The organism is Shewanella sp. MF05913, from assembly GCF_059758095.1.
In genome coordinates this window covers 61,783-88,544 of the sequence record NZ_JCAYNT010000004.1, presented here as the reverse complement: position 1 = coordinate 88,544, position 26,762 = coordinate 61,783, and the positions used below count along the sequence as shown (strand labels likewise).

Below are 26,762 nucleotides of genomic sequence, written 5' to 3'. Positions count from 1 at the left end.
CCCTTTAATGGTTATCTGTAGTTAGCGGTTTCTTGACGTTCGTAGCACTTCAGGTAAAACACGTATTCTGCGCATGACGTTGGCAAGATGGACACGATCTTTAACTGAAATACGTAAGTTAATCAAATACACACGGCCATCGCGTTCTTCGGTACTGAGGTTATGAATATTGGAACCAGCAGAGGCAATAATCGACGTAATTTTCGCGAGAGCACCTTGATGATTTACAATTTCAACACGAAGATTAGCTTGGTATTCAGCACCTTCTACGTTGTCCCAGTGCACTGAAATGTACTTGTCTGGTTCACCTTGATAGCCACGTATATTGGCACAGCTTTCCATATGAACAACCAGACCTTTGCCTGGGCTCACATGAGCAATCACTGCATCACCTGGGATAGGGCGACAACAATTGGCGTAAGTGACCAACATACCTTCAGCACCACGGATTGGCATTTGAGGTTTTTCTTTGTTGTTATCATGCGAATCAAACTGCTCGCCAACTAAACGCTGGGCAATCACAATGCTCATGGCATTGCCTAAGCCAATATCGGCTAGCAGTGAGTCTAGAGATGTGTGTTTGGTTTCTTTTATGACTTTTGCGAGCAATTCGGCAGGTATGGTTTCTAGCTTGGTATCACCCAAAGCATGATTTAATAACCGTCTACCGAGTGCTATTGCGTTATCACCTTTAAGGCTTTTTAATACCTGACGAATTTTACCACGCGCTTTACCTGTTACCACAAAGTTAAGCCATGCAGCGTTGGGTCTTGCACCTTTAGCGGTAATAATTTCAACCGTTTGCCCTGAAATAAGCGGTTGGCTTAATGGGTATGCCTGGCGATTAACGCGTGCGCCAACACAGGTGTTGCCAACATCGGTATGAACTTCATAAGCAAAATCGACTGGGGTTGAATTCACCGGTAACTCTAAGATGCGACCTTCTGGGGTAAAGACGTAGATTTCTTCTGGGAATAATTCGGTTTTAACGTTTTCAACAAACTCAAATGAGCTACTCGCACTTTGCTGTAACTCGAGCAAGCTTTGCATCCACTTGTGAGCGCGAACTTGAGTGGTGTTTTGTTTTGTCGCATCGGTATTATTTTTATACATCCAATGCGCAGCGACCCCTTTGTCGGCCATTTGGTCCATTTCTTCGGTGCGGATTTGCACTTCAACTGGAACAGCATGCGGGCCAAATAATGAGGTATGTAACGATTGATAGCCATTGGCTTTCGGAATGGCGATATAATCTTTAAAGCGGCCAGGGCGAGGCTTGTAAAGGCCATGCATTGCACCGAGCACACGGTAGCTGGTATCAATAGAATCGACAATAACTCTAAACGCGTAGATGTCCATAACCTCTTGAAACTGAAGCTCTTTACTGCGCATCTTACGGTAAATAGAATAGAGGTTTTTTTCGCGACCTTTGACTTTAGCGGGAATTCCGGTTTCTTCAAGACGAGATTCGATAGCCGATTCAATACTGTTGATCAGCTCTTTGCGATTACCTCGTGCTGCTTTTACCACATCGCGTATGACCCGATGTCGCATAGGGTAATAGGCTTGAAAACCTAAATCTTCAAGTTCGATCTTGATATTGTGAATACCTAATCGGTTAGCTATCGGCGCGTAAATTTCTAAGGTTTCACGAGCAATACGACGACGCTTGTCTGGACGAAGAGCCCCTAGTGTGCGCATATTATGAGTGCGGTCAGCCAATTTAATCAGGATAACTCGAATATCTTGAGTCATGGCCATCATCATTTTGCGGAAGTTTTCCGCTTGGGCTTCTTTTTTGTCGCGAAACTTAATTTTGTCTAGCTTAGATACACCTTCGACTAATTCTGCAACCGTAATACCAAACAGCTCAGTTAACTCTTCTTTGGTGACGGGGGTGTCTTCAATGGTGTCGTGGAGCAAGGCAGCCATAAGCGACTCGTGATCGAGACGCATGTCTGCCAAGATGCGGCTAACCGCAACTGGATGGGTAATATAAGGCTCGCCACTTGTGCGCATTTGCCCTTCGTGGGCATCACGCGCAACCAAATAGGCCTGCTTGAGTAATTCTACTTGTTCCGGCTCTAAATAGCTGGACGCTGACTCTTTTAGACCTTCAAACAGATACAAGTGGCGCTACTCCTTATAAAACGCGGCCTTCTGCAATGGCTGCGACAGCGGCAATTTCAGCAGCTTCACGTTCACGAACAGTTTGGCGCTCATCAGCATCTAAAGTGTTTGAGGTGACTAAACCTAATTCGATTTCACGTAAAGCGATAACCGTTGGTTTATCATTCATCTCATCAACCATAGGGTCTTTACCTTGCACAGCGATTTGGCGTGCGCGACGCGCTGCAACCAGGATCATATCAAAACGGTTGCCGATTTTGTTTACGGCGTCTTCTACAGTTACGCGAGCCATGTGTTGAAACTCCAGTGTTATCTATGGGAAAAAATGACGCAAAATTGTACACTATGACAATTAATCTGCCAAGAGATCAACAAGCATATCATTGTGGGTATGCTGCTGACTAGCACAGGTTAGCCTTTGGCTGCGAATAATCGCGGTTAAATCTGCCAACGCACTCTCAAAGTCATCATTCACAATCACGAATTCATATTGTGAAAAGTGCGACATTTCTGATACTGCCTGCGCCATACGTGAGTCGATGACGTCTTGGCTGTCTTGACCTCGACCCGTTAAGCGGCGTTCAAGCTCGGCTTTTGATGGCGGTAAAATAAACACCCCAATAGCATCAGGCATGAGCGTTTTAACTTGTTCGCCACCTTGCCAGTCGATATCTAAAAATACGTCGATACCTTTTGCTAGCGTTTGTTCTATTACGGTTTTTGATGTGCCGTAATAATTACCAAAAACTTCAGCCCACTCAATAAAAGCATCTTGTGCGATTAATGCTTTAAATTGCTCAACATCGACAAAATGGTAATGTTGGCCGTTTACTTCGCCTGGGCGAGGTTGGCGAGTGGTATGCGACACAGAAACCTGTTTATCGCTGGGTTTATCTTTTAACAGTGCCGAGATAAGAGACGATTTACCTGCGCCGCTAGGGGCTGACACAATAAAAAGATTTCCACGAGTGCTCATAAATTGGGTTTCTCATCCGAATATTCATTAAGAAAGCTTAATATTATACTCGTTAATAGTAAGGTTATGCTAGCGCTATAAACCTTTAGAATTACGTCTAGTAAGTGTGATGCAATAATTGAAATATTGGCATGGGTACTAAGATATGATTTCAATAAAATAATTGCTTAAAACACACGTTGGGTCTGGCTTTATAGGATAAATTCTGTAGGCTTTGCGCTATTGTGTGAAATGACTAGTTGTTGTGTCTTATTTGTCGCGTTTTCCAGCATTGTATCTGTTGTTTTTGTGGCATTGCATAAGGTTAATTCACTGTATTTATGATGTTTTGTATATCCCAACTCAGTAAACCAATATAGGAATGTTTGATGTTAGTAAAAACCCTGCTGTGCCGCGAAGGTCGTGACACGGGTCTAAGGTTAATGGCCATAGTATTTGCGGCATTTGCGTTGTTGAGTATGACAACCATAGTCTTTCCTGCAAGTGTCATCATTTTGATATTCACCTTAATGTCATTACCTGTAGTGGGTTTGTCTGCAATGCGTCGTTTATTTGATGCAAATAAAACCCGTAAATTGATTGTTGTGTGTTTATTACCTGTATTACTTTTTGGTCTATCGGCCTATTTTATGGCGCCATTTGGTGCGTTAGCAGGTTTATTTTTATTCGGTTTGGCTTGTGGCGCTTATTTGAGTTTTTTACCGAGCAAAAATCAAATCCAGTATGTACTAGGTTATTACGGCCCAGATATGGTTATGGGGTCTGTTCCTAGTGCTATGCATCGCCGTCAAGATCCAGTGATGAAAGGCCAAGCGTTAATTACGCCATCCTCAACGGATGCACCTATTAATGCATTTGAACATGTGTCACATGACCATGCGGAGCAACATAATAACGTTGTGCAGGCGGTTGCCGCGAGCCATTCAGTCGTTGAGGATGACACTCAAAACGTGATGACGAATACTGACACCATGCACGATGAGCCATATATGCATGGTCATGTTGACGATGAACCCGACGGCGATATGTTTTCAACTAACCGTGAACGCAGCCATCAGCCATTATATGTAGATGAAGACGCATTAAAATCAGGGTCCATTACTGAGTTGGCTAAATCGTGGATTAATGTGGCAAAGTCGCATCAGGTAAAGTTGATTCTGGCGGGTAAAATTTTAGCGGGTATAGCGGTTGTTTGTTTAGTCATTTACCTTGTGATGCTAGTGGTCAATGCTTTTTCTAATTCAGATGATGAAGGCGAGTCACAAATGACTCAAGGCGTCATTGAGCCTATGAGCATGACCCGGCAAATGGTTAAACTGCCCGACGGTTTTTGGCTTGCTCTTGAAGGTGATGTGCTTATTTTGCGCTGGTTGGGTGATGCCGGTGATGCACAGAACTTATGGCGTTTAGCCAGCGCTGTGGGAGATAAAACCTGCGCAAATCTTGAATTTAATGATGGCAGTCAATTTAGACCCATGACAGTCGACTTAGTGGCTGATGGTGCGACAGAAGCCCGATTTACCCCGCTAGATAAAAGTGTCATGGTGAATCATGTGGCATTGCGTGGGAATTTCAAATTGTGTGGCTATGAATTCAGCCTTAAAGGCAGCCAAGCAGCATTAATGCAAAACGCGCAGTTTGAGTCATTATTGAGTCAATAGTGTGTAGTGTTATTGTTTGTATGCCACCGCTTGAGAAGCCTCAGTACTAAGTGTCCAAAGCGTTGAGTAAGGTAGGGCTAATAATCGATGGCAATCTCAGATGGAGTGTTTGATTGATTGAGTTTATTAGGCAAGTTGTGTTGCCTCAATTTGGTATTGATGCGGCTAGTGCAACCATTAGCCGCCTTGGTAATGGCCATATTAACCACACCTTTTTGGTGACCGATTCGGTTAGCAAAATAGTGCTACAACGAATCAATACGTCAGTTTTTACCTTGCCAGATGTCGTAGTGAATAATGCCGCTAAAATTAGTCGGCATTTATCATCGAAGCGTCAAAATAATCAGTATTCGTTACATGTTGTGAGTCCCGTGGTAACAAGCTCTGGCGCGCTTGGGCTCAACTTAGATGAGCAAGGTTTTTGGCGCGCGATTGATTACATCGATTATAGCCATACTATTGAAGTGGTGACTCAGGCGCAGCAAGCAGAAGTGGCCGCTTATGCTTTTGGTCATTTTGCAGCAGTGCTCAGCGATATGCCCTCCGATAGCATTGTTGATGTTATCCCCAACTTTTTAAATCTACCTCTGCGTATCAATCAATTAACTCATGCGGTGACAGGTGATCCCCATAGCAGATTATCAGTGTGTCAAAAATGGGCTGATTTCGTGTTGTCGCAAACAGACATTTTGCTAATGTTGGCTGACTTTGAAGCAAAGTTGCCTAAGCGAATATGCCACAATGATACCAAAATCAATAATATGCTCTTTGATAAACGCGATATGTCTAGCCTGGCTATTATTGACTTAGATACTTGTATGTCTGGTTATTTAATGTATGACTTTGGCGATATGGTGCGGGCATTTTGTTCTCCAGAACCCGAAGACTCAACCGCACTTAATCATGTTTACGCTCGGCCTGAGATTATTATCAGTGCTACAAATGCCTATGTAAAAGCGCTAAACACAATTATTACCCCGTTAGAAAAGCAGAGCTTGTGGTTGGGTATTAAGGTGATGGCCTTAATGCTGGGTACACGTTTTTTAACTGACTATTTAAATGGGGATGTTTATTTTACTATTGCACACCCACAACATAATCTAGACCGCGCAATAAACCAGTTAACTATCTATCAAAGCCTAATTAAACAAGAGCCGCAATTAATGCCTTTATTTAGTTAACCTCAGCTTGGGGTAGAATGTTAGATATAGAGCTCTAAATGTCAAAACTTGGTCGATTCGATAGCAAACTAAAGGGCAATTTGATAGCCGTTTATTAGCCCGAGATGAGGTTAGTTCACTCAAGTTAGCTTTTATGTCATAGAAAAATAAGGTTGTTTTGATGTCTACTTTACTAAATAAGTATAAATGGATTTTATTTGACGCAGATGAAACGTTATTTCATTTTGATGCTTTTGCAGGATTGAAATTAATGTTTTCGCGTTTTGATATTGAATTTAATGCTAACGATTTTACGCTTTACCAGCAAGTTAACAAACCACTTTGGGTAGAATATCAAAACGGTTTAATTACCGCTGCGCATTTGCAACATACACGTTTTAATGAATGGGCAAGTAAGTTATCTGTGACGCCTCAACATTTAAATAGCCAGTTTTTAGCGGCAATGGCTGATATTTGTCAGCCGTTACCTGGTGCGCGCGAGTTAGTCGATTCATTAACCGGTAGAGTCAATTTAGGTATTATCACGAATGGCTTTACCGAATTGCAAAGTATCCGCTTAAGCCGCACCGGGTTTCAAGATGCGTTTAGTCCAGTGGTTATTTCTGAACAACTTGGTAAAGCAAAACCAGATGTTGCCATCTTTAATCATGCATTTAGCTTAATGGGTGAGCCAGAGAAGCACCAGATACTGATGGTGGGTGATAACCTGCATTCAGACATCTTAGGGGGTAATAATGCCGGTATTGATACCTGTTGGTTGAATCATCATGGTGCCGCGGTGAGTGATGATATTGCGCCGAGTTATCAAGTGAGTAATTTGACTGAATTACACCAATTGTTGCATTCAAATTAAACTGTTCGTTAATCATTATTTAAGGCCAATGAGTGCGCCGCTTGAAGATAGTGATATTAAGAAAATAAAAAAGCCATTCGACTGAATGGCTTTTTTATTGGGGTCATTTACAATGACTTATTGGAATAAATCTTCTGCAACATTGTCGATAAAGATATCGCCATTTAGTTGGGTATCTGGGACGTACTCTTTAGGTTCGGTCCCTTCGACAAAATATTCAAACTCGGTTGTATGATCTGTTTTGCGAGTTAATTTACCTGTCGCTAAATCTATCCGTGCAGACACGATTCCCTTTGGTGGAATAACCGCATGTTCAGTTGTGCCAGCAAGCGCTTTATTCATAAAGTCATTCCAGCCTGGACCTGCTGTTTTGGCTCCTGCTTCACCACCTGAAATCTGGTCTGGCTCGCCGTTTGCTACCCAGCTTGAGCGACCTAGCTGACGGCCGTGGTCATCAAAACCAACCCAGAATGTTGCGGTTAAAGTTGGATTGAAACCACTAAACCATGTGTCTCTCGCTTCGTTTGTTGTCCCGGTTTTACCTGCGATATCGTGACGTTTAATCAGTTTCGCGGCGCGCCATGCCGTGCCGTTCCAACCGGTTCCGTGGCTCCAGTCACCACCACCCCAAATAACACTCTTCAGCGCTTCAGTAATTAAGAATGCGGTTTGCTCTGAAACCACCTTTTTAGCAAAGCGTGCATTAGGATTACTACAGACGTTTTCTTCTGCGCTCATTAATGCTGTTTGTGTTTCTAACTTATCAGTCTCTTGAGTCGCAAAGGGTTGCTCTATTTCCGGTTGAGACAACTCATCAGCCATGGCCGCAAACGGGTCTTCAACTTCGACTGCCACTTGCGCAGTATCTTGAGGCATATCGCATGCAATAGCAGGTATGGTTTGCTCAATCATATTGTCATAACCATCAGTAACATGGTCAATAAAATACGGTTCAACCAAATAGCCACCATTTGCAAATACGTTAAAGGCGGTAGCGACCTGTAGAGGCGTTACCGATGGCGAGCCTAACGCTAAAGATTCATTGCGAGGTAAGTCATTAGGATCAAAGCCAAATTTAATCAGCTCTTTAATCGTGTTATCTAATCCGGCATGACGCATTGCGCGAACAGACATCACGTTGATTGATTGTGCTAATCCGACACGTAAACGCGTAGGGCCGCCATAAATATCAGGTGAATTTTTAGGGCGCCATGCAGTGCCTTGACGAGTATCAGGCTTGTTAATAGGCGCATTGTTAATAAGCGTTGCCAAGGTGTAATCTTTTTCAAGCGCGGCAGCATAAATAAACGGTTTAATGTTTGAACCCAGCTGACGTTTGGCTTGTGTTACACGGTTAAACTGGCTTTGGCTAAAGCTAAAACCACCGACCAATGTTTTGATTGCGCCGTTATGCGGCTCAAGTGAGACCGTTGCGCTAGAGACCAATGGAATTTGCGATAGTTGCCAATGTTTACCGTTGTTGCGGATCCAAACTTGTTGGCCCGCGGTGAGAATGTCGCTTGCTTGTTTTGGTGGCAGACCTTGGCGTTTGTCGCTAATAAATTTGCGCGCCCATTTTAAGCCTTTCCATTCTAAGGTGATGAGCTGGCCATCACTATCTAATACCTGTGCTTGTTGTTCACTGACATTCATGACGGCAGCAGGAATAATGCCTTGCATTGATGCTGTACGTTTTAAGGTATCAATAATCTCATCACGTTGTAATGGACTATCAGTCCATAACTCGGCTGCAGCACCACGGTAGCCGTGGCGTTGATCGTAGGCGAAAACATTATCGCGTAAAGATTCTTGGGCCATTAACTGCAAGTCAGATGAAATGGTGGTGTATACGTTATAACCGTTAGTGTAAGCGGCTTCTTCACCGAATTTTTGGATCATGTAATCACGCGCCATCTCAGAGACATATGGTGCGTATAAGTCAATTTCTGCGCCATGATATTTAGCCGTTGATGGACTGTTTATGGCTTCTTCATATTCGGCTTGGGTAATATTACGTTTTTCTAGCATGCGGCTTAACACCCAATTGCGGCGTGTCATAGCGCGTTCTGGGTTTCGTATTGGGTTTGCAGCCGATGGCGCCTGAGGGAGGCCTGCTATCATTGCCATTTCTGGTAGTGATAATTGGTTTAACTCTTTGCCGTAGTACACTTGCGCTGCAGCACCTACGCCATAAGCACGGTTACCTAAAAATGAACGGTTTAAATAAAGGGCTAAAATTTCTTTTTTCGATAATGCTTTTTCAATTTTTAAAGCTAAAAAGATTTCTTTTACTTTACGTATATACGTTTTTTCATTCGATAAAAAGAAACCTCGGGCAACCTGTTGCGTAATCGTACTCGCCCCTTGGCTTTTTTTACCTGTGGTAATCAAAATGGTTGCAGCACGGATAATCCCAATAGGATCAATACCTCTGTGTTCAAAAAAACGGGCATCTTCGGTATCAAGTACCGCATTAATTAATTGCACTGGTACGTCATCATACTCAACTGGAATACGGCGCTTCTCGCCAAACTGAGAAATCAGTTTGCCGTCTTGGCTGTATATTCGCAGTGGAGTTTGTAATTGGACCGTTTTTAATGAATTAACATCGGGCAAATCGGGCAGCACATAGAAGTAAGCCGCAGCAATAGCAGCGATTCCTAAAAGTGATAGGCTAAAAAAGGCAATCAATAAACGTTTAAACCACTTCACTCGATAATTCCAAGAAAAAACAAAAATAGTAGTGCTAGTATATAAGCCACAGTGTTTTTGGTGAAGTAAAACATGATCTAGTTAAAATAGTATTTGTAAAATGTCGAAACATTTTATACAAATACTTATAACGAGTTGATTATGTGCTAATCTCTTACAAAATAATAATAGAATTGTGATGACGGACTATGCTTTCTAAACTATGGAAGCGTCAAGCACCTCAGATGGTTGGGATTGATATTGGGTCTCATGAAATAAAAGCCATTTTGTTGAGCAAGACTGCGGATGGATATAAAATTCAAAATCATGCGTCAGTTCCTGTTAGAAAGGGAGCTGTAGTCGATCATGATATTCGTGATTCTGAAGCTGTACTGGAGTCGCTGCGACAGATTAAGCGTATTTTACCTAAGTCGGTAAAATTTGCTGCGGTAGCAGTATCAGGATCTGCTGTAATGACCAAAGTCATCTATATGGATGCAGCGTTAAACGAAGAAGAGATGGAAGCTCAGATTGAAATTGAAGCTGACAACCTTATTCCTTATTCGCTTGATGAGGTCAGTATTGATTTTGAACGACTGAGTGCCAACGTCACCGACCCAACAAAAGTCGATGTGTTATTAAGTGCATGTCGAAGCGAAAATATTGACTCTCGAGTAGACGCATTAGATGCCGTTGAGCTGGATGTTAAAGTTGTCGATGTCGAAGCTTATGCATTAGGCCGTTCAGCGGAGTTAATTTATGGCCAATTGCCTGAAGGTGCAAAACAAAAGTCTATTGCAATGGTAGATATTGGCGCCAATATGACAACGTTCTCAGTTGTTGAAAAAGGTGAGACCACGTTTATTCGTGAGCAAGCTTTTGGTGGTGAATTGTTTACGCAATCTATTCTATCGTTTTATGGCATGCCACATGATGAAGCCGAACGTGCCAAAGTGACAGGACAACTACCTCGAAATTATATGTTCGAAGTATTATCTCCTTTTCAAACCCAATTGTTACAACAAATAAAGCGTACCCTTCAAATTTACTGTACCGCTAGCGGCCGTGAAAAAGTCGACTACATTGTGTTATGTGGTGGCACGGCAAAATTAGAAGGAATGGCGGAGCTACTAACAAATGAATTAGGTGCTCTCACCATTGTCGCCGATCCTTTTCAAGGCTGTTTACACGCAGACGATGTCATGAAAAGCCAACTTCAACCTACTATGAGTAAGTATATGGTGGCATGTGGTCTTGCGCTAAGGAGTTATGCTCAATGGCGAACATAAACCTATTACCTTGGCGTGAAGAAGCCAGAGAAAAACAAAAGCGTGATTATATTGGTGTGTTAGCGCTTGTTTTTTTAGTGACATCACTATTGGTCTATTTGTTTCTAAGCTTTTTAGAAGTCGTGGCGGATGATCAGCGTCAGCGTAATGCTTATTTGCAATCTGAAATTGATTTGTTAGATACGCAAATTGCTGAAATCAGGAAAATCACTGAACGTAAGCAAGATATTGAACGTCGCACCGAGATTATTCTTAATTTACAACAATCACGTAATTTGCCCACTCATGTTTTAGATGAATTAGTGCGAATAGTGCCGCCAGGGATTTACCTTTCGAGCATTGAAAAGAAAGGCAGTATATTGTGGATAGAAGGCCGTAGTGAGTCAAACAATAACGTGGCCAATATGATGCGGAAGGTGAAAACATCTTCTTATCTAAACGATCCTAATATGCAATCAATCGTGACACAAAACGAAGAATTAAGGCAGTTACAAAGCTTTAAGTTACGTGTCACGATCCGTGATGATTCTCAGGCAACTGCTGTCGATACCAGCCAAGGAGCGAGAAAATGAATCTCGACCTAGATCAATTTAATGATATCGATTTTGAGAACATTGGTGGTTGGCCTAAATTAGTTAAAGTGGTGTTTGCCGCGTTTTTATCGCTTTGTGTTATTGGGGGCAGTTATTATTTATTTATTGCCGACTCAATTGATATTATGGAAGCTGAACAAGCTAAAGAAATTCAATTGCGTGAGGATTTTGAAACTAAATACCGTTTAGCTGCCAACCTTAAACTGTACCGTGAACAGCTAGTGGTAATGGAAGCTCAGTTTGCAGAATTATTAAAAATGCTGCCTTCTGAAAACGAAATGCCAGGTCTACTCGATGACTTAACCTTTGTTGCTACAGATGCTGGGTTACGCATAAACAGCTTAGATTGGGATAATGAAATCGAACGTGATTTTTATATCGAATTCCCAATTAAAATGGCCGTAGAAGGCGATTATCATGAAATTGGCAATATGGTAAGCGGTGTGGCAAAACTGCCTCGTATTGTTAGTTTGCACGACTTTGTTATTAAGCGAAACGATGCTGGCGAGTTATCCATGGATATTCTGGCTAAAACGTATCGCTTTAAAGAAGGTGCTGAATTAACACCTGCAAATAAGGGGATAAAATAATGAAATTATTACCTCTTTTTGTAGTTATGGTGTTTTTATTAACAGGTTGTATTGGCGATCGTAGTGATTTAGAGCTATTTGTTACTACTACTAAGGCGCAACATGTCGCACGTATTCCGCCTTTAAAAGAGACACCAAAGTTTGAACATTTTGCATATCAAGCAGAACTTATGCGTAGTCCTTTTGTTCCGCCTTCAAGGGAATTAACAGAAGAAGTTATCGATACGTCTAAAGACTGTTTACAACCTGACTTAAAACGTCGAAAAGGGCGCTTAGAAACCTACGCACTCGACAATTTAAGAATGCGCGGAACACTGAGTGAAGACGGTACAATTTGGGCTTTAGTTGAATCAACTGATGCCAATGTTTATCGTTTAGGTGTAGGTGAATATTTAGGGCTTTATCATGGCCGAATTGCTAAAGTAACTCCGCAATTTATCGAAATTATAGAATTAATCCCTGATGGTTCAGGTTGCTGGGCAGAAAGATCCAGTAACTTAGAACTTTCAGGAAAATAACGTGCGAAGGATGAGGGAATAATGGAATCTTCTGCCGCGATGAAAAAAGCAATAACAAACTCATCATTTTGTAGAGCGCTTATCGGTGCAGTATTAATCGTTGGTATTGTGCCAAACGCATTAGCTGCTAATCGTCTTATTGACGTAAAATATCATTCTATGGTGGATCACCAATTAGAATTAGAATTGGTTTTTGAATCAGAAGTGACATCGCCTACGGTCGATCTTTCTGCTGAACCTGCAGAAATTATGCTTAATTTTGCAGACACAATATCTAATTTAAATAAAGGCGTCATACCGGTCGATAGTGTGGGTGTTGAAAAACTTACCGCCCAGCAACAAGGTGGTGATCTGCAAATTATTGTTGCCTTAAATAAGGTTAAACCTTACCAAGGTAAAATTGTAGGTAATAGCTATCGATTAACGATTAACGACGATGTCGCTGGTCCAGATCAAGCTAATAACCCTTTTGTGAATGGTATTAAAAGTATTGATTTTCGCCGCAATAAAACCGGTGGCGGAGAAATATTATTTAATTTAAGTAATCGTTCAGTTGCTGCCAATGTTGAGCAGGTAGGATCTAAACTCGAAATCAAACTATACAATACTGATATAGGTAACGACTTACTGTATGTCATGGATGTACAAGATTTCGCTACGCCAGTGAGCAGCTTTGAGACCTTTAAAGACGATTTAACTGCGCGGGTAATGGTTGATATTAATGGTAACTATGATTACAACTATCGCCAAGATGGTGATGTATTTAAAGTGAGCATTGATAAAGTTGAGCGAGTGTCTGTTGCCAAAGAAGCTAAAAAATATAATGGACGTTCATTATCGTTAAACTTCCAAAATATTTCTGTGCGCACAGTGCTGCAGATTATTGCTGATTATAACAACTTTAACTTAGTGACCAGTGACACGGTTGAGGGAGAGATTACTTTACGTTTAGATGATGTGCCTTGGGATCAAGCGTTAGATCTAATCTTGCAAACCAAAGGTCTAGATAAACGCATTGAAGGTAATATTTTAATGGTTGCGCCTAGTGAAGAACTGGCGATCCGTGAAAGTAATGACCTTAAAAATAAACAAGAAGTCAAAGAGTTAGCGCCTCTGTATTCAGAGTATTTACAAATTAATTATGCAAAAGCTATCGATATTGCAGAATTACTTAAAACCACAGACTCAACATTATTATCTAATCGCGGCAGTGTGGCGGTAGATGAGCGTACTAATACTTTATTGGTTAAAGACACGACTGAGATTTTAGAAAATATACATCGTCTAATCGAAGTGCTTGATATCCCCATCAAGCAAGTGTTAATTGAAGCGCGCATGGTGACGGTAAAAGATGATGTCAGTGAAGACTTAGGTGTTCGTTGGGGTATTACTGATCAACAAGGCTCTGATGGCACATCTGGAACGCTTGAAGGCGCAGCAAGTATTGCCGGTGGCGTTATTCCAAGTATCAGTGACCGCTTAAATGTCAACTTACCTTCAGCCGCGACTTCAGCATCGAGCATTGCATTCCATGTTGCGAAATTGGCTGACGGCACGGTACTTGATTTTGAATTGAGCGCCTTAGAGCAAGAAAACAAAGGTGAAATTATTGCCAGCCCTCGAATTACGACGTCAAATCAGAAGTCGGCATATATTGAGCAAGGTGTTGAGATCCCGTATGTTGAATCTGCCTCGAGCGGTGCAACTACTGTAAGCTTTAAAAAAGCGGTATTGTCACTGCGTGTAACGCCTCAAATTACACCGGATGACCGTGTTATCCTAGATCTTGAAATAACTCAAGACTCACAAGGTACAACCGTCTCTACCGGCACAGGTGATGCCGTGGCAATTGATACCCAGCGGATTGGCACTCAAGTGCTCGTCAATAATGGTGAAACAATTGTACTTGGTGGTATTTATCAACAAAATCTCATTAGTAGTGTAAACAAAGTGCCTATTTTAGGTGATATTCCGTTGGTTGGTTTTTTGTTTAGAAACACATCAGATTCTAATGAGCGTCAAGAGCTATTGATATTTGTTACTCCGAAAATCGTAACAGAGAAATAGTAAGCTAAATCAACATGATTTACGTATGTTGAGTATCAAGAAACCAGCTACTTGTAGCTGGTTTTTTATTGTAAATTGTCCAGCTTTAATAAGCTGGAAATCGCGGTGTTTTATGGCGTAAATGAATTAAATCAGTTTAAATAGCGCCGATGGCTTGCAAGTAATAGCCCTTAACTGAGATAATCCTCCGTCAAGTCTCATTAGAGCAAGGTTAAATTATAGGTCGGCTTGAGTTTAAGTCGATAAGGCATTCTTCCATATAAGATTCAGACGTATACGAAATGGCTGAAAAACGCAATATTTTTCTGGTAGGCCCTATGGGCGCAGGTAAAAGCACAATTGGTCGCCATCTGGCGCAAATGCTGCATTTAGATTTCCACGATTCAGATCACGAGATTGAACAACGTACCGGTGCAGATATTGCCTGGGTGTTTGATGTTGAAGGTGAGGAAGGCTTCCGTAGACGTGAAGCTCAAGTCATCGGTGATCTTTCAGAAAGGCAAGGTATCGTTCTCGCAACAGGTGGTGGTTCTGTTCAGAGTAAAGATATCCGCAATTATCTTTCTGCTCGAGGTATAGTTGTTTACTTAGAAACAACGATAGACAAGCAAGTTGCGCGCACTCAGCGTGATAAGCGTCGTCCGTTGTTACAAGTAGATGATCCACGTGAAGTGCTCGAAAGCTTAGCTGAGATCCGTAATCCTTTGTATGAAGAGATTGCAGATGTCATCGTTAAGACTGACGAACAAAGCGCGAAGATCGTCGCTAACCAAATTATCGAGCAACTTGGCTTTTAGGTAAAACGCATGCAACAGATTCAGGTTCAATTAGGTGATAGAAGTTACCCCATTTACATTGGCCAGAATTTGATGAATGACAGCGAGATTTTTACTCGCTACCTACAACATAAAAAAGCCCTAATTGTTTCAAACGATACCATTGCTCCGTTGTACCTTAAACAGGTACAACAAGCGATGAGCGTTTGCACATCTATTGAAACAGTTATTTTGCCAGACGGCGAAAAATATAAAGATTTACAACACCTCGACTTAATTTTTAGTGGATTACTCGAACATAACTTTGCTCGAGATTCAGTATTAGTTGCCTTAGGCGGTGGTGTGGTTGGTGATATGACAGGCTTTGCCGCGGCATGTTATCAGCGAGGCATCGATTTTATTCAAGTCCCGACAACATTACTCTCACAAGTTGATTCATCTGTAGGGGGGAAAACTGCGGTTAACCATCCTCTTGGTAAGAACATGATTGGTTCTTTTTACCAACCTAAATCAGTCATTATTGATACGTTATGTTTACAGACATTACCGGCAAAGGAATTTGCAGCAGGTATGGCTGAAGTGATCAAATATGGCATCATTTGGGATGCAGATTTCTTTCAATGGCTGGAACAGAATGTAGAGCCATTAAAAGCACTTGATACCGATGCATTAACTTATGCAATAGCAAAATGTTGCCAAATTAAAGCTGACGTTGTCGAACAAGATGAAACTGAACAAGGCGTACGAGCATTGCTCAATCTTGGTCATACCTTTGGTCATGCAATCGAAGCTGAAATGGGCTATGGAGTATGGTTACATGGTGAAGCTGTGGCTGCAGGCACCATTCTTGCTGCTCAAACGGCTCAAGAGTTAAACTTACTCGATGAAGTTTATGTGGAGAGAATTACTCTGCTCATGCAAGCTTTCGATTTGCCAATTAAAGCACCTAAATCAATGGATTTTGAACGCTTTATTAAGCATATGCGTCGTGATAAGAAAGTGTTAGGCGGAAAAATTCGCTTAATATTACCGACTCAAATCGGTCACGCTGATGTTTTCTCTGATGTCAGTGAAGACTTACTCAAACAGGTTATTAACCGCGCGTAAACTCAAGTGTGGTGATTCTTTGACTGCTTCAGGACTTTTATTACTACCCACTCAAGAAGCGCTAGTTCAGCGTTTACAACATATTGCCAGTTACAGTGAACAATTACTGGTGTTATGTGGCGATAAAGGTGCAGGAAAGTCTACGCTTGTTGCCGCATTGGCGAGTGAGTTAGATGACTATAATTCAGCTCTTGTTGTGTGCCCTCAGCATGCTGACAGCGCTGAAATACGTCGTAAAATACTGGTGCAATTAATTTCAGCCCCCATTTTTGATGACGAACGTCCCTTAATGGATACTGTGCTTAGGATCCAATCAAGTCTAGATAAACCGCTACACATTATTATTGATGATGCTCATTTGCTGCCAAAAGATATTTGGGCAGAATGTATTCTATTGAGCCAAATTCGCTGTGCCGGTAAACCTGTTGCTGTCACGATGACGATTGAGCCTAGTTTCTGGCGTAGCTTAACAGCGGATATTGCGGATAAAACCCGAGCTCTTTTACTACAAGTCAATATAGAGCCGCTCCCCATTTCTGAGCGCGACGGTTTATATCAAAGCTTATTACTACGTAGCCAAAAAACTCCCTTTATACCTCGTGAAATAATTCATAAACAACTCGAAAAACAGTTAGGCACTCCTAAAGAAGTCGTTGATTTGTTGATGCTAGCGTTAGAGTCCCCTGAAGACATGCAAAAACCAAAATCTATGTTGGTTAAGTTTGCGATTTCCACTGTAGTGGTATTATGTTTACTGGTGAGTGGCTGGCTTATTAATAACCACTTCTCGGCAGTAGACGTATCAAAACCCTCACTTGAATTAACGGCAACGCAGGCAGAGAGTAGAAAGCAAGCTCATTCATTCTTGGTGGAATATGGCGAACTTAAGTTAGCGCCTTACTTTACGCAACGTTATTTAGCACAGACTAAACAAATTGCTAATCAGCAAGCTGATTTGCTGATTAAACAACAAGTCGAAGCGAAACAAACGGACATAGAACTTAATGTTGATCCAGATGTTGTGCCTATCGACAATCATACCGATGTAGAGGTTTATTCTTCGCTAGAAGGGTTGTCTTTCCAGGGTAAGCTCCCCAAAGCGCAACCCCAAGCGGTTAGCCAGCCTCAACAGATTGTAGAGCGTGATAAGACGCCGCATAAAATCAAAGGCTTTACGCTTCAGCTCGCTAGCGTTAATGATAAGTCTTCATTGTCGCCTATTTTGACTAAGTTAGCTCAAGAGCCGCATGTGTATATTATGAGTTACAAACAACGATTTGTGATTTTTCTCGGAGATTTTGATACCTCCTCTGCAGCAGAAGCTAAATCGAAGCAAATTCAAACTCAATATCGCTTAGCGGCCCCCTGGGTAAGAAAATGGGCCGATCTAACCGATTATCAACGGGTAGACTAATCCTTCATGGATTTTTAGCTCGATTCAATAATGTGCATCTTCTGGTTATTTAATCGATTTTACCCGATGATAATTGCCACTAAACAGAGTACAATCTTCAGCTTTAATTTTGCTGGCATAGTTCCTATTCATGATAAAAAAGCATAGAGCCTTTCTAAAGTGGGCGGGCGGAAAATACAAACTCGTTGATGAGCTAGCAAAGCACCTTCCTGCAGGAAACCGCCTGATTGAACCCTTTGTGGGCGCGGGGTCGGTTTTTCTTAATACTGATTATGAGCACTACTTGTTGTGCGATATCAATCAAGATTTAATCAATCTGTATAACATTGTTAAACAGCAGCCAGATGCTTATATTCAAGCGGCTAAGGCAATGTTTGTTGATGATATGAATAATAGCGAAGCTTATTATCGAGTCCGTACAGAGTTTAATGCCACGCTCGATCCGTTTATTCGTTCGGTGTACTTTTTGTATATGAACCGTCATGGTTTTAATGGTCTATGTCGTTATAACCGTAAAGGTGGCTTTAACGTGCCATTCGGCTCTTATAAAAAGCCGTATTTTCCTGAAGCCGAAATTCGTCATTTTTCTATAAAGGCGAAAAAAGCGACCTTTAAGTGTATTAGTTATGAGCAAGCCTTTGAATTAGCGAATGCGGGTGATGTGATTTATTGTGACCCGCCATATGCACCTTTATCAACCACAGCCAGTTTTACGACTTATGCAGGCCCGGGTTTTAGTTTGGATGATCAAGCGCTGCTCGCGCGTCATTCAAGACATATTGCGCACGAACGTAATATCCCAGTATTAATCAGTAATCATGATATTCCGCTGACTCGTGAGTTATATCGCGGTGCGGCTTTTTCGACTATTTCAGTACAAAGAAATATTAGCCCAAAAGGCAGTTCACGCAATAAAGTCGATGAAATAATGGCGCTATACGATCACCATTATCGTCATGATGATTAGCGATTAAATTTGTGGGAATGGTACAGTTAACTCAATACCTGATTAACGATCAAGACTAAGGTTAACACTAAGCCTATCGCTAAAATGATGCCCATGATAATAAAAGGCAGTGGGGATTGTGACTTGAAGTCTTTTTGTCGATTGCGCTCTGTTTGCACCCCAAAAAAGGCTGCAACAGTACTACTGAAAACTTGCCATAAAGACATGCTATTTATATCTGCTTAGGGCTGCTAGAGGTAGGCATATCTTGGAGCGGTTTATCTTTATGTCCGTGGATCAGCTCTAGCAAATCGATAAAATGAAATTGGCTAGAACGACTATTGCCAGTTACCCAATTTCCCCAACTGACGTTATCTGATTGTTGTGCGCAACGGTTGGCAGGATGACTGCTTGGTAAACTGGCATTGTAGCTGTTGCTACTATCACATACACACGCTTTAGTGCTTGCTGTTTCCGCTTCACTTGCCATCATGACTTGGCTAATGAGCAGCACACAAGCTGAAGTTGCAAATACAGCATAAACCGGTGTTGGTAAAAATTTACCATCACGACCAGAAATTTTGCTTAATAATTGCTTAACCATAAGGTATACCCTATCCGTGGTTTATGCTCGGCGCCTGAATATGTGTTGCAATAAACTCAAGCGAAGCTAATAGTTGCTAATAGTTTATGTGGCGACGGAGTATTCAGTCTTTAAAATCTAATCAATCGTATTCATGTGTTGCATTGAGTGCCGATAATCAACCCCGCACTTCATGTTTTATTGTTTGTTACTTTATAAGCTGTATTTTCTATTGCTCTGACATAATAAGTAACATTTTTTATTATAGCAAAATAGCTTAGTTATTGAACACTGCTTTATGAGTAAAAAGCAACAAATCCGACTTCTGCTCTATTTTTTGACAAATATCCGTCACTCTAGGGCTTTTTTAGCTTTTCAACCTAGAGGCTTGTCGCTGCAAAGGGTAAAATGTCGTCACTTTGATCTGCCAATAGAGAAGATTATGCGCCCATTTTTAATAGCACCATCGATTTTGTCTGCCGATTTCGCCCGTTTAGGTGATGATGTTAAAGCCGTATTAGATGCCGGTACAGACGTGGTCCACTTTGACGTAATGGATAATCATTATGTTCCTAACCTAACAATTGGACCCATGGTTTGTACTGCTTTACGCAATTATGGGATCACAGCAGATATTGATGTGCATCTTATGGTTAAGCCGGTCGACCGTATCATTCCTGACTTTGCTAAAGCGGGAGCATCAATTATTACCTTCCATCCTGAAGCATCTGAACATATCGACCGTACATTACAACTGATTAAAGAGTCAGGTTGTAAAGCGGGCTTAGTGTTTAATCCGGCGACGCCACTGCATTATCTTGACCATGTTATGGACAAATTAGATGTCATTTTGTTGATGTCAGTTAACCCTGGTTTTGGTGGTCAGTCATTTATTCCACATACACTCGACAAGCTTCGCCAAGTTCGTGCGCTTATTGATGCCAGTGGCTTTGATATTCGTTTAGAAGTGGATGGCGGTGTTAAAGTTGACAATATCGCAGAGATTGCCGCAGCGGGTGCCGATATGTTTGTCGCCGGTTCAGCTATTTTCAATCAACCAGATTACAAAGTCGTAGTTGATCAAATGCGTGCTGAATTAGCCAAAGTGTAATCCATACAGGTAAACCAAAGTGAGGTTGTCGATGAATCAATGGACAAATATTCAAGCCATAGCGTTTGATTTAGATGGGACATTAATTGATAGTGTCCCGGATTTAACCGCCGCGACTAACGCCACTTTGGTTGAATGTCATTTACCCTCGGTATCAGAAGAGTTAGTCCGCAGTTGGGTAGGCAATGGTGCACAAGTGCTGATGCAAAGAGCGTTAAGCTATGCCTCTTCAACGGCACAAGATAGCGCTGAATTACAAACACAGTTAACACAGGTTATGCCACGCTTTATGCATCATTATGGTGAGCACTTACAGCAGCACAGCCGGTTGTACTCAGATGTACTCATCGTATTGCAACAATTAAAGCAAGCGGGTTATAAACTGGCCGTAGTGACCAATAAACCGTACCGTTTTACCGTGCCATTACTCAGTGCGTTTGGTCTCGATGGATTGTTTTCTGAGGTATTAGGTGGCGACTCGCTGGCTAAAATGAAACCCGATCCAATGCCTTTGCAGCATTTATTACAGCAATGGCAATTAAATACCACACAATTACTGATGGTGGGTGACTCAAAGAATGATATTTTAGCGGCCAAAGCGGCAAATGTCATGTCGATTGGCTTGACCTACGGCTATAACTACGGCGAAGATATCGGCTTAAGTGAACCTAATGCGGTATGCGAAAACTTTGCCGACATAGCGCAATACTTACTTTCTCAATAATTTGAATTTTATAAGATAATCTGGAGCAATAAAACACATGACCAAACCCATAGTTCTCAGCGGTGCACAGCCATCAGGCGAATTAACCATAGGTAATTATATGGGCGCACTACGTCAATGGGTTGCCATGCAAGATAGCCATGATTGCTTATACTGCGTCGTAGATTTACATGCCATAACGGTTCGTCAAGATCCGCAAAAACTGCGTGAGGCCTGTTTAGACACCTTAGCGCTTTATCTTGCTTGTGGTGTTGACCCTAAAAAAAGCACTGTGTTTATTCAATCACAAGTACCACAGCACACCCAATTAGGTTGGGCGTTAAACTGTTACACCCAAATGGGTGAGTTAAATCGCATGACACAGTTTAAAGACAAGTCGCAAAAGCACGCCAATAACATCAATGTTGGTTTATACGGTTACCCAGTATTAATGGCAGCGGACATTTTGCTTTATCAAGCCAATGAAATCCCCGTCGGCCAAGACCAAAAGCAACACTTAGAGCTAACACGCGATATTGCTACTCGTTTCAATAACGCATACGGCGACACGTTTACCATTCCTGAGCCGTTCATTCCTGAGCATGGCGCTAAGGTGATGTCGCTGCAAGACCCGTTGAAAAAAATGTCCAAGTCAGATGACAACCGCAATAACGTGATTGGGCTACTTGAAGATCCTAAAGCGATTTTAAAGAAAGTGAAAAAAGCCATGACTGACAGCGAAGAGCCGCCAGTTGTGCGTTTTGATATGGAGCAAAAGCCTGGTGTGTCTAACCTATTGAGTTTAATGTCTGGCTGTACAGGGCAATCAATTGCGTCATTAGAAGCTGAGTTTGAAGGCAAAATGTATGGTCATTTGAAAGTGGCCACCGGTGAAGCTGTTGTTGGCATGTTAGAGCCATTACAAGCCCGCTTTAAAGAATACCGTGCAGATGATGCATTCTTAAGACAAGTCATGGCAGAAGGCGCTGAAAAAGCCCGAGCTCGTGCAGAAGTGACCATTAAAAAGGTTTACGACAAAATTGGTTTGATTGTATAAACCAAGTCGATAACCACCCAAAGCCAGTGATGATTCACTGGTTTTTTTTATCCATAAAAAAGCCATCGATAGTCGATGGCTTTTCAATAATGGCATAGCATAGCTGAGGTTAAAGTTCTGTGTACTCAAACACCTTAACTACTTTACGTACACCTGCAGTGTTGCGCGCAATCTCAACCGCTAAATCAGCTTGTTTACGGTCAATTAACCCAAGTAAAAATACTTCGCCATTTTCGGTAACCACTTTAATGCGGGTAATGTCGAGCGACTTTTCGTTTAGCATGCGCCCTTTTACTTTGGTGGTTACCCAAGTGTCATTACTGCGCGTGGTAAAAGAGGTTGGCGTACCAATACGGATTTGATTATGTATCTTGCCGCCAATTTGTAAGTCTTGCACAACGCTAATCGCTTTATCGCGCAGCATTGAGTTTGGCGCCTGGCCAATCATCAATACATTATTATTCATTACAACAGCAGCGATATTGGTTTGATTATTCAAGTCATCGTATTTAGACAAGGCGCTCGCAATCGTAAAGTCAGCATTGGTGTCGCTGATTTGCGTACTCATGCTACGTTCATCATTTGCCATTTTAGCACCGCTCACAGCACCAACCATAACGGCACCAGCACACCCTTGAAGCAGTAATGCAAATACAGAGACGACGAATAATCTATTCATTATGCCTGCTCATCCTGTGGGAATAAGGTGCGGTCGATGTTATCGCACAAGCAATGAATGACCAGTAAGTGCACTTCTTGAATACGTGCAGTCACATTTGATGGTACACGGATTTCCACGTCACCCGCGCTCATTAAGCCTGCCATTGCACCACCGTCTTTACCGGTTAAGGCAACAATGGTCATATCGCGGCTTAAAGCTGCTTCCATTGCTTTGATGATGTTGCCAGAGTTACCACTGGTTGAAATGGCCAGTAAAATATCACCTGGTTGACCTAAGGCTAAAATTTGCTTAGAAAAAATCTCATCGTAGCTGTAATCGTTAGCAATAGCGGTAATGGTGGATGTGTCGCAGCTTAATGCAATAGCCGGTAACGGCGGACGCTCAATTTCATAACGGTTCAGTAATTCTGCTGAAAAATGTTGCGCATCGCCAGCACTACCACCATTACCGCAAGATAGAATTTTATTGCCGCCAAGAAGACATTGCACCATCATCTCTGCTGCTTTTTCAATTGACTCAGGTAGCGCTTCAGCAGCATCAATTTTGGTCTGAATTGATTCGGTGAAACTATCTTTAATACGTTCTAACATGCAACAATCCTTACGATAAATAATCTCTACCCATATCGGTGACAAGCTTTTAATACGCTAATCAATCCGCGCCGGCAATGTGGATGTATGATGCCACAAAACCAAGTGATGGTAATCAGTTGTGGCTTAAAAACAGCCTTGTAGCCAGTTTATTTCATTAATACTCATCGCAATAACATCAAAGCGACAAGGTGGATTTACTTTTTGTCGTTGTAGGTAATGATCTGCTGCTAAACGAATGCGAGTGATTTGTTTAGCGGTCAGTGCATTAATGGCGCCGCCAAATTGGTTTGACGCCCTAAATTTCACCTCAACAAACACCCACACGTCTTGTTGGCGCATCACTAAATCAATTTCACCAAACGGATAACGTACGTTAGCCTCTACAAACGTCAGACCTTGTTGTTCAAGATAAGTTCTGGCGCGTTGCTCTGCTAACTGGCCGCGATTCATAGCGGTTTGAGTTGCCCTTGAGTGTATTTGCCCCACGATAACTGGCGATCAATCACCCCATTAGACTTCACCGACAATGCACCGCTACGGCCCATAAATTGATAGCCCGGGAATGCACGCATTTGAGCTAAGCGATTGACTAGCTCAAGTGAGTCAAATCCCATCACATAGAGCCGTTTTTGGCTGTTGTTCCAAGAGCTCCATAACTCAGACACCATTTGCGTTTCGCTGCTTGGACGCATTAACCACGGTATATCACTTATCATCAAGTTATTAAGATCTTGAGCCGCCTGGGTTGACTCGGTTTCTAAACGACTGCGACTGGTGGTGTATAACGCAACAGGCTCCGAGAACACACTAAAGTTAACATCTAAAAATGGTTTTAATAACGCCAAGTCTTGTGAACCTGAAATCATGTAAATGGCATCAATATCTTGGCGAGAACGAAAATCCGACTCTAAGCGGCTGCCTAATAAATCTTTCATTCGACTAATACGTGCCTGGCTGTCGTTTACGCCCAATGCTTCTTGTACCGCAACTTTAATTTGGTCGCCCGGATCATAATAATGCACTTCGGCATTGTCGCTGGTTAACGTAAGCCAGGTTTGCTTAAAGCTTTCTGCCATGCGTTTACCAATCGGGTCGTTACTGGCCAATAAAAGCGGTAACTTCACACCGTCACTAAACAGTTTATGTGCTGCGTCACTGGCTTCTTGTGCTGGAGACAGCGAAAAATAAAACTGATTTGGCTGCGGATTAAAATGTTCTGTCTGATTTAAATAGAGCTGTGGAATCGAGCCCTTTTGCTTATCATTTAGTTTTTGCAGCTCTTCTACTTCATTAGGGAGCAAAGGCCCAATAATGAACTCAGCCCCTTGGGTGACTGCGTCATTATAAGCGGCAACAACACCGAGCTGAGTATCGTAAAAATTAACGGCAACATTACTGTCATATTCAGACAAGTAACTGGCGATAATCCCTTGACGGATAGGTTCGGCAACAGCGGCTCGCGGACCGGTTAATGGCAGTAATACCGCAATGTTCTGTGGTCTAAATGGCTTGGCACTTAAGGCTTTTTCAAGATCGGCTGGCAACTTAATGGCTGCTGGGTGATATGGGTTATTGCGTTGCCATTCACCTAAATAACGCACTAACTGAGTGGGTTCAACGGCATAATGTTTAGCGATATACGTTAACTGTAACCAGCCTGCAAAAATAGGATTTGACGGGTCGCGCATAAACGACTGTACCGTTTCTTCTTGCAGTGGCTGCAATATCGACCAAATGACATTGTTGACCGCGGTGGTTTCTGATTTAGGTAAGTAGTTACTCAGTAAACTCAGTTGCTTAACCTGATCAATCGATTGTTGGGTGTTTTTATACAACTTGGCTTTATATTGGTGATAACTTGCCATCTGCCAACGAGGAAGCTGCCAATGTGGAGGATATTGCAATACCTCTAATGCGGCTTCAGGGCTTGTTGTTTTTTCTGTAATGCGAGCACGCAAGTAAATATGTTCAGCTTGAAGCGTCGGCACATTCACCATCGACTTTTGCATCGAGGTTAAAATACTGGTGGCTGAATTAACGTTACCGTTATTAATGTAAGCATGAGCTGCCAGTAATAAATAACGGTCACGTTTTTCTGGTAAACTGCTATTTTTGGCTTCGGTTAAGTAGATTTTAGCCGGATGTTCGGCGGCAACCAACGATGTGCTTATTTCAACATACTCTCTTTGCTTTCGCTGTTGCTCGGTAGCACAACCTACCAATAAGACAGAGAAAATCATCGCGCACACTAATTTTGTTGTATTCAGTCTTTTTAACACTTGGCTTCACTCTGTTAAGATACTGGCACTAGTTTAACCTGCTCTTACGCTGGGCGAAAGTATCAGGTAGATTCATTATCGAGGTAATTATGGACCAAATGGTCGCGCTGTATATTGTTCCCACCCCTATAGGTAATTTAGGCGACATCAGCGCTCGTGCATTAGAGGTGTTGCAGCAAGTCGATTTAATCGCTTGTGAAGACACCAGGCACAGCGGAAAACTGCTGAGTCACTTTGGTATTGAAACCCGTAAAACAGCATTACATGACCATAATGAGCGTGACCGTGCTCAATGGATTGTTGAGCAACTTAATCAAGGCAAATCGATAGCGTTGATTTCAGATGCGGGCACTCCGCTTATTTCGGACCCTGGATATCATTTGGTTAATCATGTTCGCCAAGCTGGTCATCGCGTGGTGCCATTACCCGGAGCATGTGCCGCTATTACGGCGCTAAGCGCATCAGGCTTACCTTCCGATCGATTTAGCTTTGAAGGCTTTTTACCTTCAAAAGAAAAAGCCCGTATCGATAAGCTTGAAATGCTAAAAGAAGATCCTCGCACTTTAATCTTCTATGAATCGCCGCACCGGATTGTATACAGTTTAAACGCTATTGCACAAGTATTAGGCGACGATAGGCAAGTGGTGATGGCGCGCGAAGTGACTAAAACCTTTGAAACCTTTTTAACGGGCACCGCCGCAGAAGTACTGGCCATGGTAGAAGCGGATGACAATCAGCAAAAAGGTGAAATTGTCTTAATGTGTCATGGTTTTGCTTTATCTGATGAAGAGGGCATTCCTGCGGTTGCAGTCGCGACGTTAAAACTATTAAGCGAAGAATTACCGCTTAAAAAAGCGGCCGCTATCGCAGCGCAAATTCACGGATTGAAGAAAAACGCCTTGTATAAATACGGCCTAGAGTTGGATTTATAACAGTGGGCGTTTTTTAGCATTGGTTTGTCG

The 26,762-nt window shown here is 42.1% G+C and carries 26 protein-coding genes; 16 read left to right on the top strand and 10 right to left on the bottom strand.

Going from position 1 to position 26,762, the window contains the following annotated elements; genetic code table 11:
• Positions 1–21: 21 nt before the first annotated feature.
• Genes spoT through gmk form a run of 3 tightly spaced genes read right to left on the bottom strand, consistent with a single transcriptional unit; the run spans position 22 to position 3,106 of the window.
• Positions 22–2,130 carry a bifunctional GTP diphosphokinase/guanosine-3',5'-bis pyrophosphate 3'-pyrophosphohydrolase gene (gene spoT, locus AC19MV_RS07425; protein WP_498306716.1) on the bottom strand — a complete coding sequence of 703 codons (2,109 nt, stop codon included), beginning with the start codon at positions 2,128–2,130 and terminating at the stop codon, positions 22–24.
• Between the two features lie 13 nt (positions 2,131–2,143).
• Positions 2,144–2,422, bottom strand: a complete 279-nt coding sequence (gene rpoZ / locus AC19MV_RS07420) for a DNA-directed RNA polymerase subunit omega (RefSeq protein WP_188957460.1) — start codon at positions 2,420–2,422, stop codon at positions 2,144–2,146.
• 60 nt (positions 2,423–2,482) lie between these two features.
• Entirely contained in the window at positions 2,483–3,106 is a 624-nt protein-coding gene (gmk, locus tag AC19MV_RS07415; protein ID WP_432400447.1) for a guanylate kinase, read from the bottom strand.
• Between the two features lie 368 nt (positions 3,107–3,474).
• Here gmk and AC19MV_RS07410 point away from each other — a divergent pair, with 368 nt between their 5' ends.
• The 3 genes from AC19MV_RS07410 (at position 3,475) to yjjG (ending at position 6,801) form a co-directional block, all read left to right on the top strand.
• On the top strand, positions 3,475–4,767 hold the full coding sequence (locus AC19MV_RS07410) for a hypothetical protein (RefSeq protein ID WP_498306714.1): 1,293 nt from the start codon (positions 3,475–3,477) through the stop codon (positions 4,765–4,767).
• Positions 4,768–4,880: 113 nt separating this feature from the next.
• A complete protein-coding gene (locus tag AC19MV_RS07405) occupies positions 4,881–5,948 on the top strand; it encodes a phosphotransferase enzyme family protein (RefSeq protein ID WP_498306712.1) in 1,068 nt (355 codons plus the stop codon).
• Between the two features lie 160 nt (positions 5,949–6,108).
• Entirely contained in the window at positions 6,109–6,801 is a 693-nt protein-coding gene (gene yjjG, locus AC19MV_RS07400; RefSeq protein ID WP_498306710.1) for a pyrimidine 5'-nucleotidase, read from the top strand.
• Positions 6,802–6,918: 117 nt separating this feature from the next.
• Here the strand turns inward: yjjG and AC19MV_RS07395 are convergent, their stop codons facing one another.
• On the bottom strand, positions 6,919–9,513 hold the full coding sequence (locus AC19MV_RS07395) for a penicillin-binding protein 1A (RefSeq protein ID WP_432400439.1): 2,595 nt from the start codon (positions 9,511–9,513) through the stop codon (positions 6,919–6,921).
• Positions 9,514–9,701: 188 nt separating this feature from the next.
• On the opposite strand from AC19MV_RS07395, the gene AC19MV_RS07390 reads away from it, so the two are divergent.
• The 9 genes from AC19MV_RS07390 to AC19MV_RS07350 all read left to right on the top strand — a co-directional run bounded on the left by AC19MV_RS07390 (position 9,702) and on the right by AC19MV_RS07350 (position 18,813).
• Entirely contained in the window at positions 9,702–10,781 is a 1,080-nt protein-coding gene (locus AC19MV_RS07390; RefSeq protein ID WP_432400437.1) for a pilus assembly protein PilM, read from the top strand.
• Entirely contained in the window at positions 10,769–11,353 is a 585-nt protein-coding gene (locus tag AC19MV_RS07385) for a PilN domain-containing protein (protein ID WP_498298240.1), read from the top strand. The genes AC19MV_RS07390 and AC19MV_RS07385 overlap by 13 nt, the downstream gene beginning before the upstream one ends.
• Positions 11,350–11,964, top strand: a complete 615-nt coding sequence (locus tag AC19MV_RS07380; RefSeq protein ID WP_432400433.1) for a type IV pilus inner membrane component PilO — start codon at positions 11,350–11,352, stop codon at positions 11,962–11,964. Before AC19MV_RS07385 ends, AC19MV_RS07380 begins: the two co-directional genes overlap by 4 nt.
• Positions 11,964–12,482, top strand: a complete 519-nt coding sequence (locus AC19MV_RS07375) for a pilus assembly protein PilP (protein WP_432400431.1) — start codon at positions 11,964–11,966, stop codon at positions 12,480–12,482. Before AC19MV_RS07380 ends, AC19MV_RS07375 begins: the two co-directional genes overlap by 1 nt.
• Before the next feature lie 21 nt (positions 12,483–12,503).
• The gene (locus AC19MV_RS07370; protein ID WP_498306708.1) at positions 12,504–14,549 is read left to right on the top strand and encodes a type IV pilus secretin PilQ; all 2,046 of its coding nucleotides are present in this window, start codon (positions 12,504–12,506) and stop codon (positions 14,547–14,549) included.
• Positions 14,550–14,830: 281 nt separating this feature from the next.
• Positions 14,831–15,346, top strand: coding sequence for a shikimate kinase AroK (gene aroK / locus AC19MV_RS07365; RefSeq protein WP_011635865.1), 516 nt, complete (start codon positions 14,831–14,833; stop codon positions 15,344–15,346).
• 9 nt (positions 15,347–15,355) lie between these two features.
• Positions 15,356–16,432: a 3-dehydroquinate synthase gene (gene aroB, locus AC19MV_RS07360; RefSeq protein ID WP_498298246.1), complete on the top strand. Its 1,077-nt coding sequence runs from the start codon at positions 15,356–15,358 to the stop codon at positions 16,430–16,432.
• A 19-nt stretch (positions 16,433–16,451) separates the two neighbouring features.
• A complete protein-coding gene (locus AC19MV_RS07355; RefSeq protein WP_498306706.1) occupies positions 16,452–17,846 on the top strand; it encodes an ATP-binding protein in 1,395 nt (464 codons plus the stop codon).
• Positions 17,847–17,976: 130 nt separating this feature from the next.
• Positions 17,977–18,813, top strand: coding sequence for a Dam family site-specific DNA-(adenine-N6)-methyltransferase (locus AC19MV_RS07350; protein WP_498306704.1), 837 nt, complete (start codon positions 17,977–17,979; stop codon positions 18,811–18,813).
• A gap of 26 nt (positions 18,814–18,839) precedes the next feature.
• Here AC19MV_RS07350 and AC19MV_RS07345 read toward each other — a convergent pair whose 3' ends face one another.
• Positions 18,840–19,019 (bottom strand): DUF2970 domain-containing protein, encoded by a 180-nt coding sequence (locus AC19MV_RS07345; RefSeq protein WP_432400421.1) that lies wholly within the window; start codon positions 19,017–19,019, stop codon positions 18,840–18,842.
• 5 nt (positions 19,020–19,024) lie between these two features.
• On the bottom strand, positions 19,025–19,396 hold the full coding sequence (locus AC19MV_RS07340; RefSeq protein ID WP_498298252.1) for a hypothetical protein: 372 nt from the start codon (positions 19,394–19,396) through the stop codon (positions 19,025–19,027).
• A 421-nt stretch (positions 19,397–19,817) separates the two neighbouring features.
• Here AC19MV_RS07340 and rpe point away from each other — a divergent pair, with 421 nt between their 5' ends.
• Genes rpe through trpS form a run of 3 tightly spaced genes read left to right on the top strand, consistent with a single transcriptional unit; the run spans position 19,818 to position 22,246 of the window.
• On the top strand, positions 19,818–20,486 hold the full coding sequence (rpe, locus tag AC19MV_RS07335; RefSeq protein ID WP_432400417.1) for a ribulose-phosphate 3-epimerase: 669 nt from the start codon (positions 19,818–19,820) through the stop codon (positions 20,484–20,486).
• Positions 20,487–20,517: 31 nt separating this feature from the next.
• Positions 20,518–21,210: a phosphoglycolate phosphatase gene (locus AC19MV_RS07330; protein ID WP_498306702.1), complete on the top strand. Its 693-nt coding sequence runs from the start codon at positions 20,518–20,520 to the stop codon at positions 21,208–21,210.
• A gap of 37 nt (positions 21,211–21,247) precedes the next feature.
• Positions 21,248–22,246, top strand: a complete 999-nt coding sequence (gene trpS, locus AC19MV_RS07325; RefSeq protein WP_432400413.1) for a tryptophan--tRNA ligase — start codon at positions 21,248–21,250, stop codon at positions 22,244–22,246.
• Between the two features lie 109 nt (positions 22,247–22,355).
• Here the strand turns inward: trpS and AC19MV_RS07320 are convergent, their stop codons facing one another.
• The 4 genes from AC19MV_RS07320 to AC19MV_RS07305 all read right to left on the bottom strand — a co-directional run bounded on the left by AC19MV_RS07320 (position 22,356) and on the right by AC19MV_RS07305 (position 25,800).
• Positions 22,356–22,925, bottom strand: a complete 570-nt coding sequence (locus AC19MV_RS07320; protein ID WP_498306700.1) for a BON domain-containing protein — start codon at positions 22,923–22,925, stop codon at positions 22,356–22,358.
• Positions 22,925–23,518 (bottom strand): phosphoheptose isomerase, encoded by a 594-nt coding sequence (locus AC19MV_RS07315; protein ID WP_124017505.1) that lies wholly within the window; start codon positions 23,516–23,518, stop codon positions 22,925–22,927. Before AC19MV_RS07315 ends, AC19MV_RS07320 begins: the two co-directional genes overlap by 1 nt.
• Positions 23,519–23,644: 126 nt before the next feature.
• Entirely contained in the window at positions 23,645–23,971 is a 327-nt protein-coding gene (locus AC19MV_RS07310) for a YraN family protein (RefSeq protein WP_498298262.1), read from the bottom strand.
• Positions 23,968–25,800 carry a penicillin-binding protein activator gene (locus tag AC19MV_RS07305; RefSeq protein ID WP_432400407.1) on the bottom strand — a complete coding sequence of 611 codons (1,833 nt, stop codon included), beginning with the start codon at positions 25,798–25,800 and terminating at the stop codon, positions 23,968–23,970. The genes AC19MV_RS07310 and AC19MV_RS07305 overlap by 4 nt, the downstream gene beginning before the upstream one ends.
• Positions 25,801–25,889: 89 nt before the next feature.
• On the opposite strand from AC19MV_RS07305, the gene rsmI reads away from it, so the two are divergent.
• On the top strand, positions 25,890–26,732 hold the full coding sequence (gene rsmI / locus AC19MV_RS07300) for a 16S rRNA (cytidine(1402)-2'-O)-methyltransferase (protein WP_432400405.1): 843 nt from the start codon (positions 25,890–25,892) through the stop codon (positions 26,730–26,732).
• Positions 26,733–26,762 lie beyond the last annotated feature (30 nt).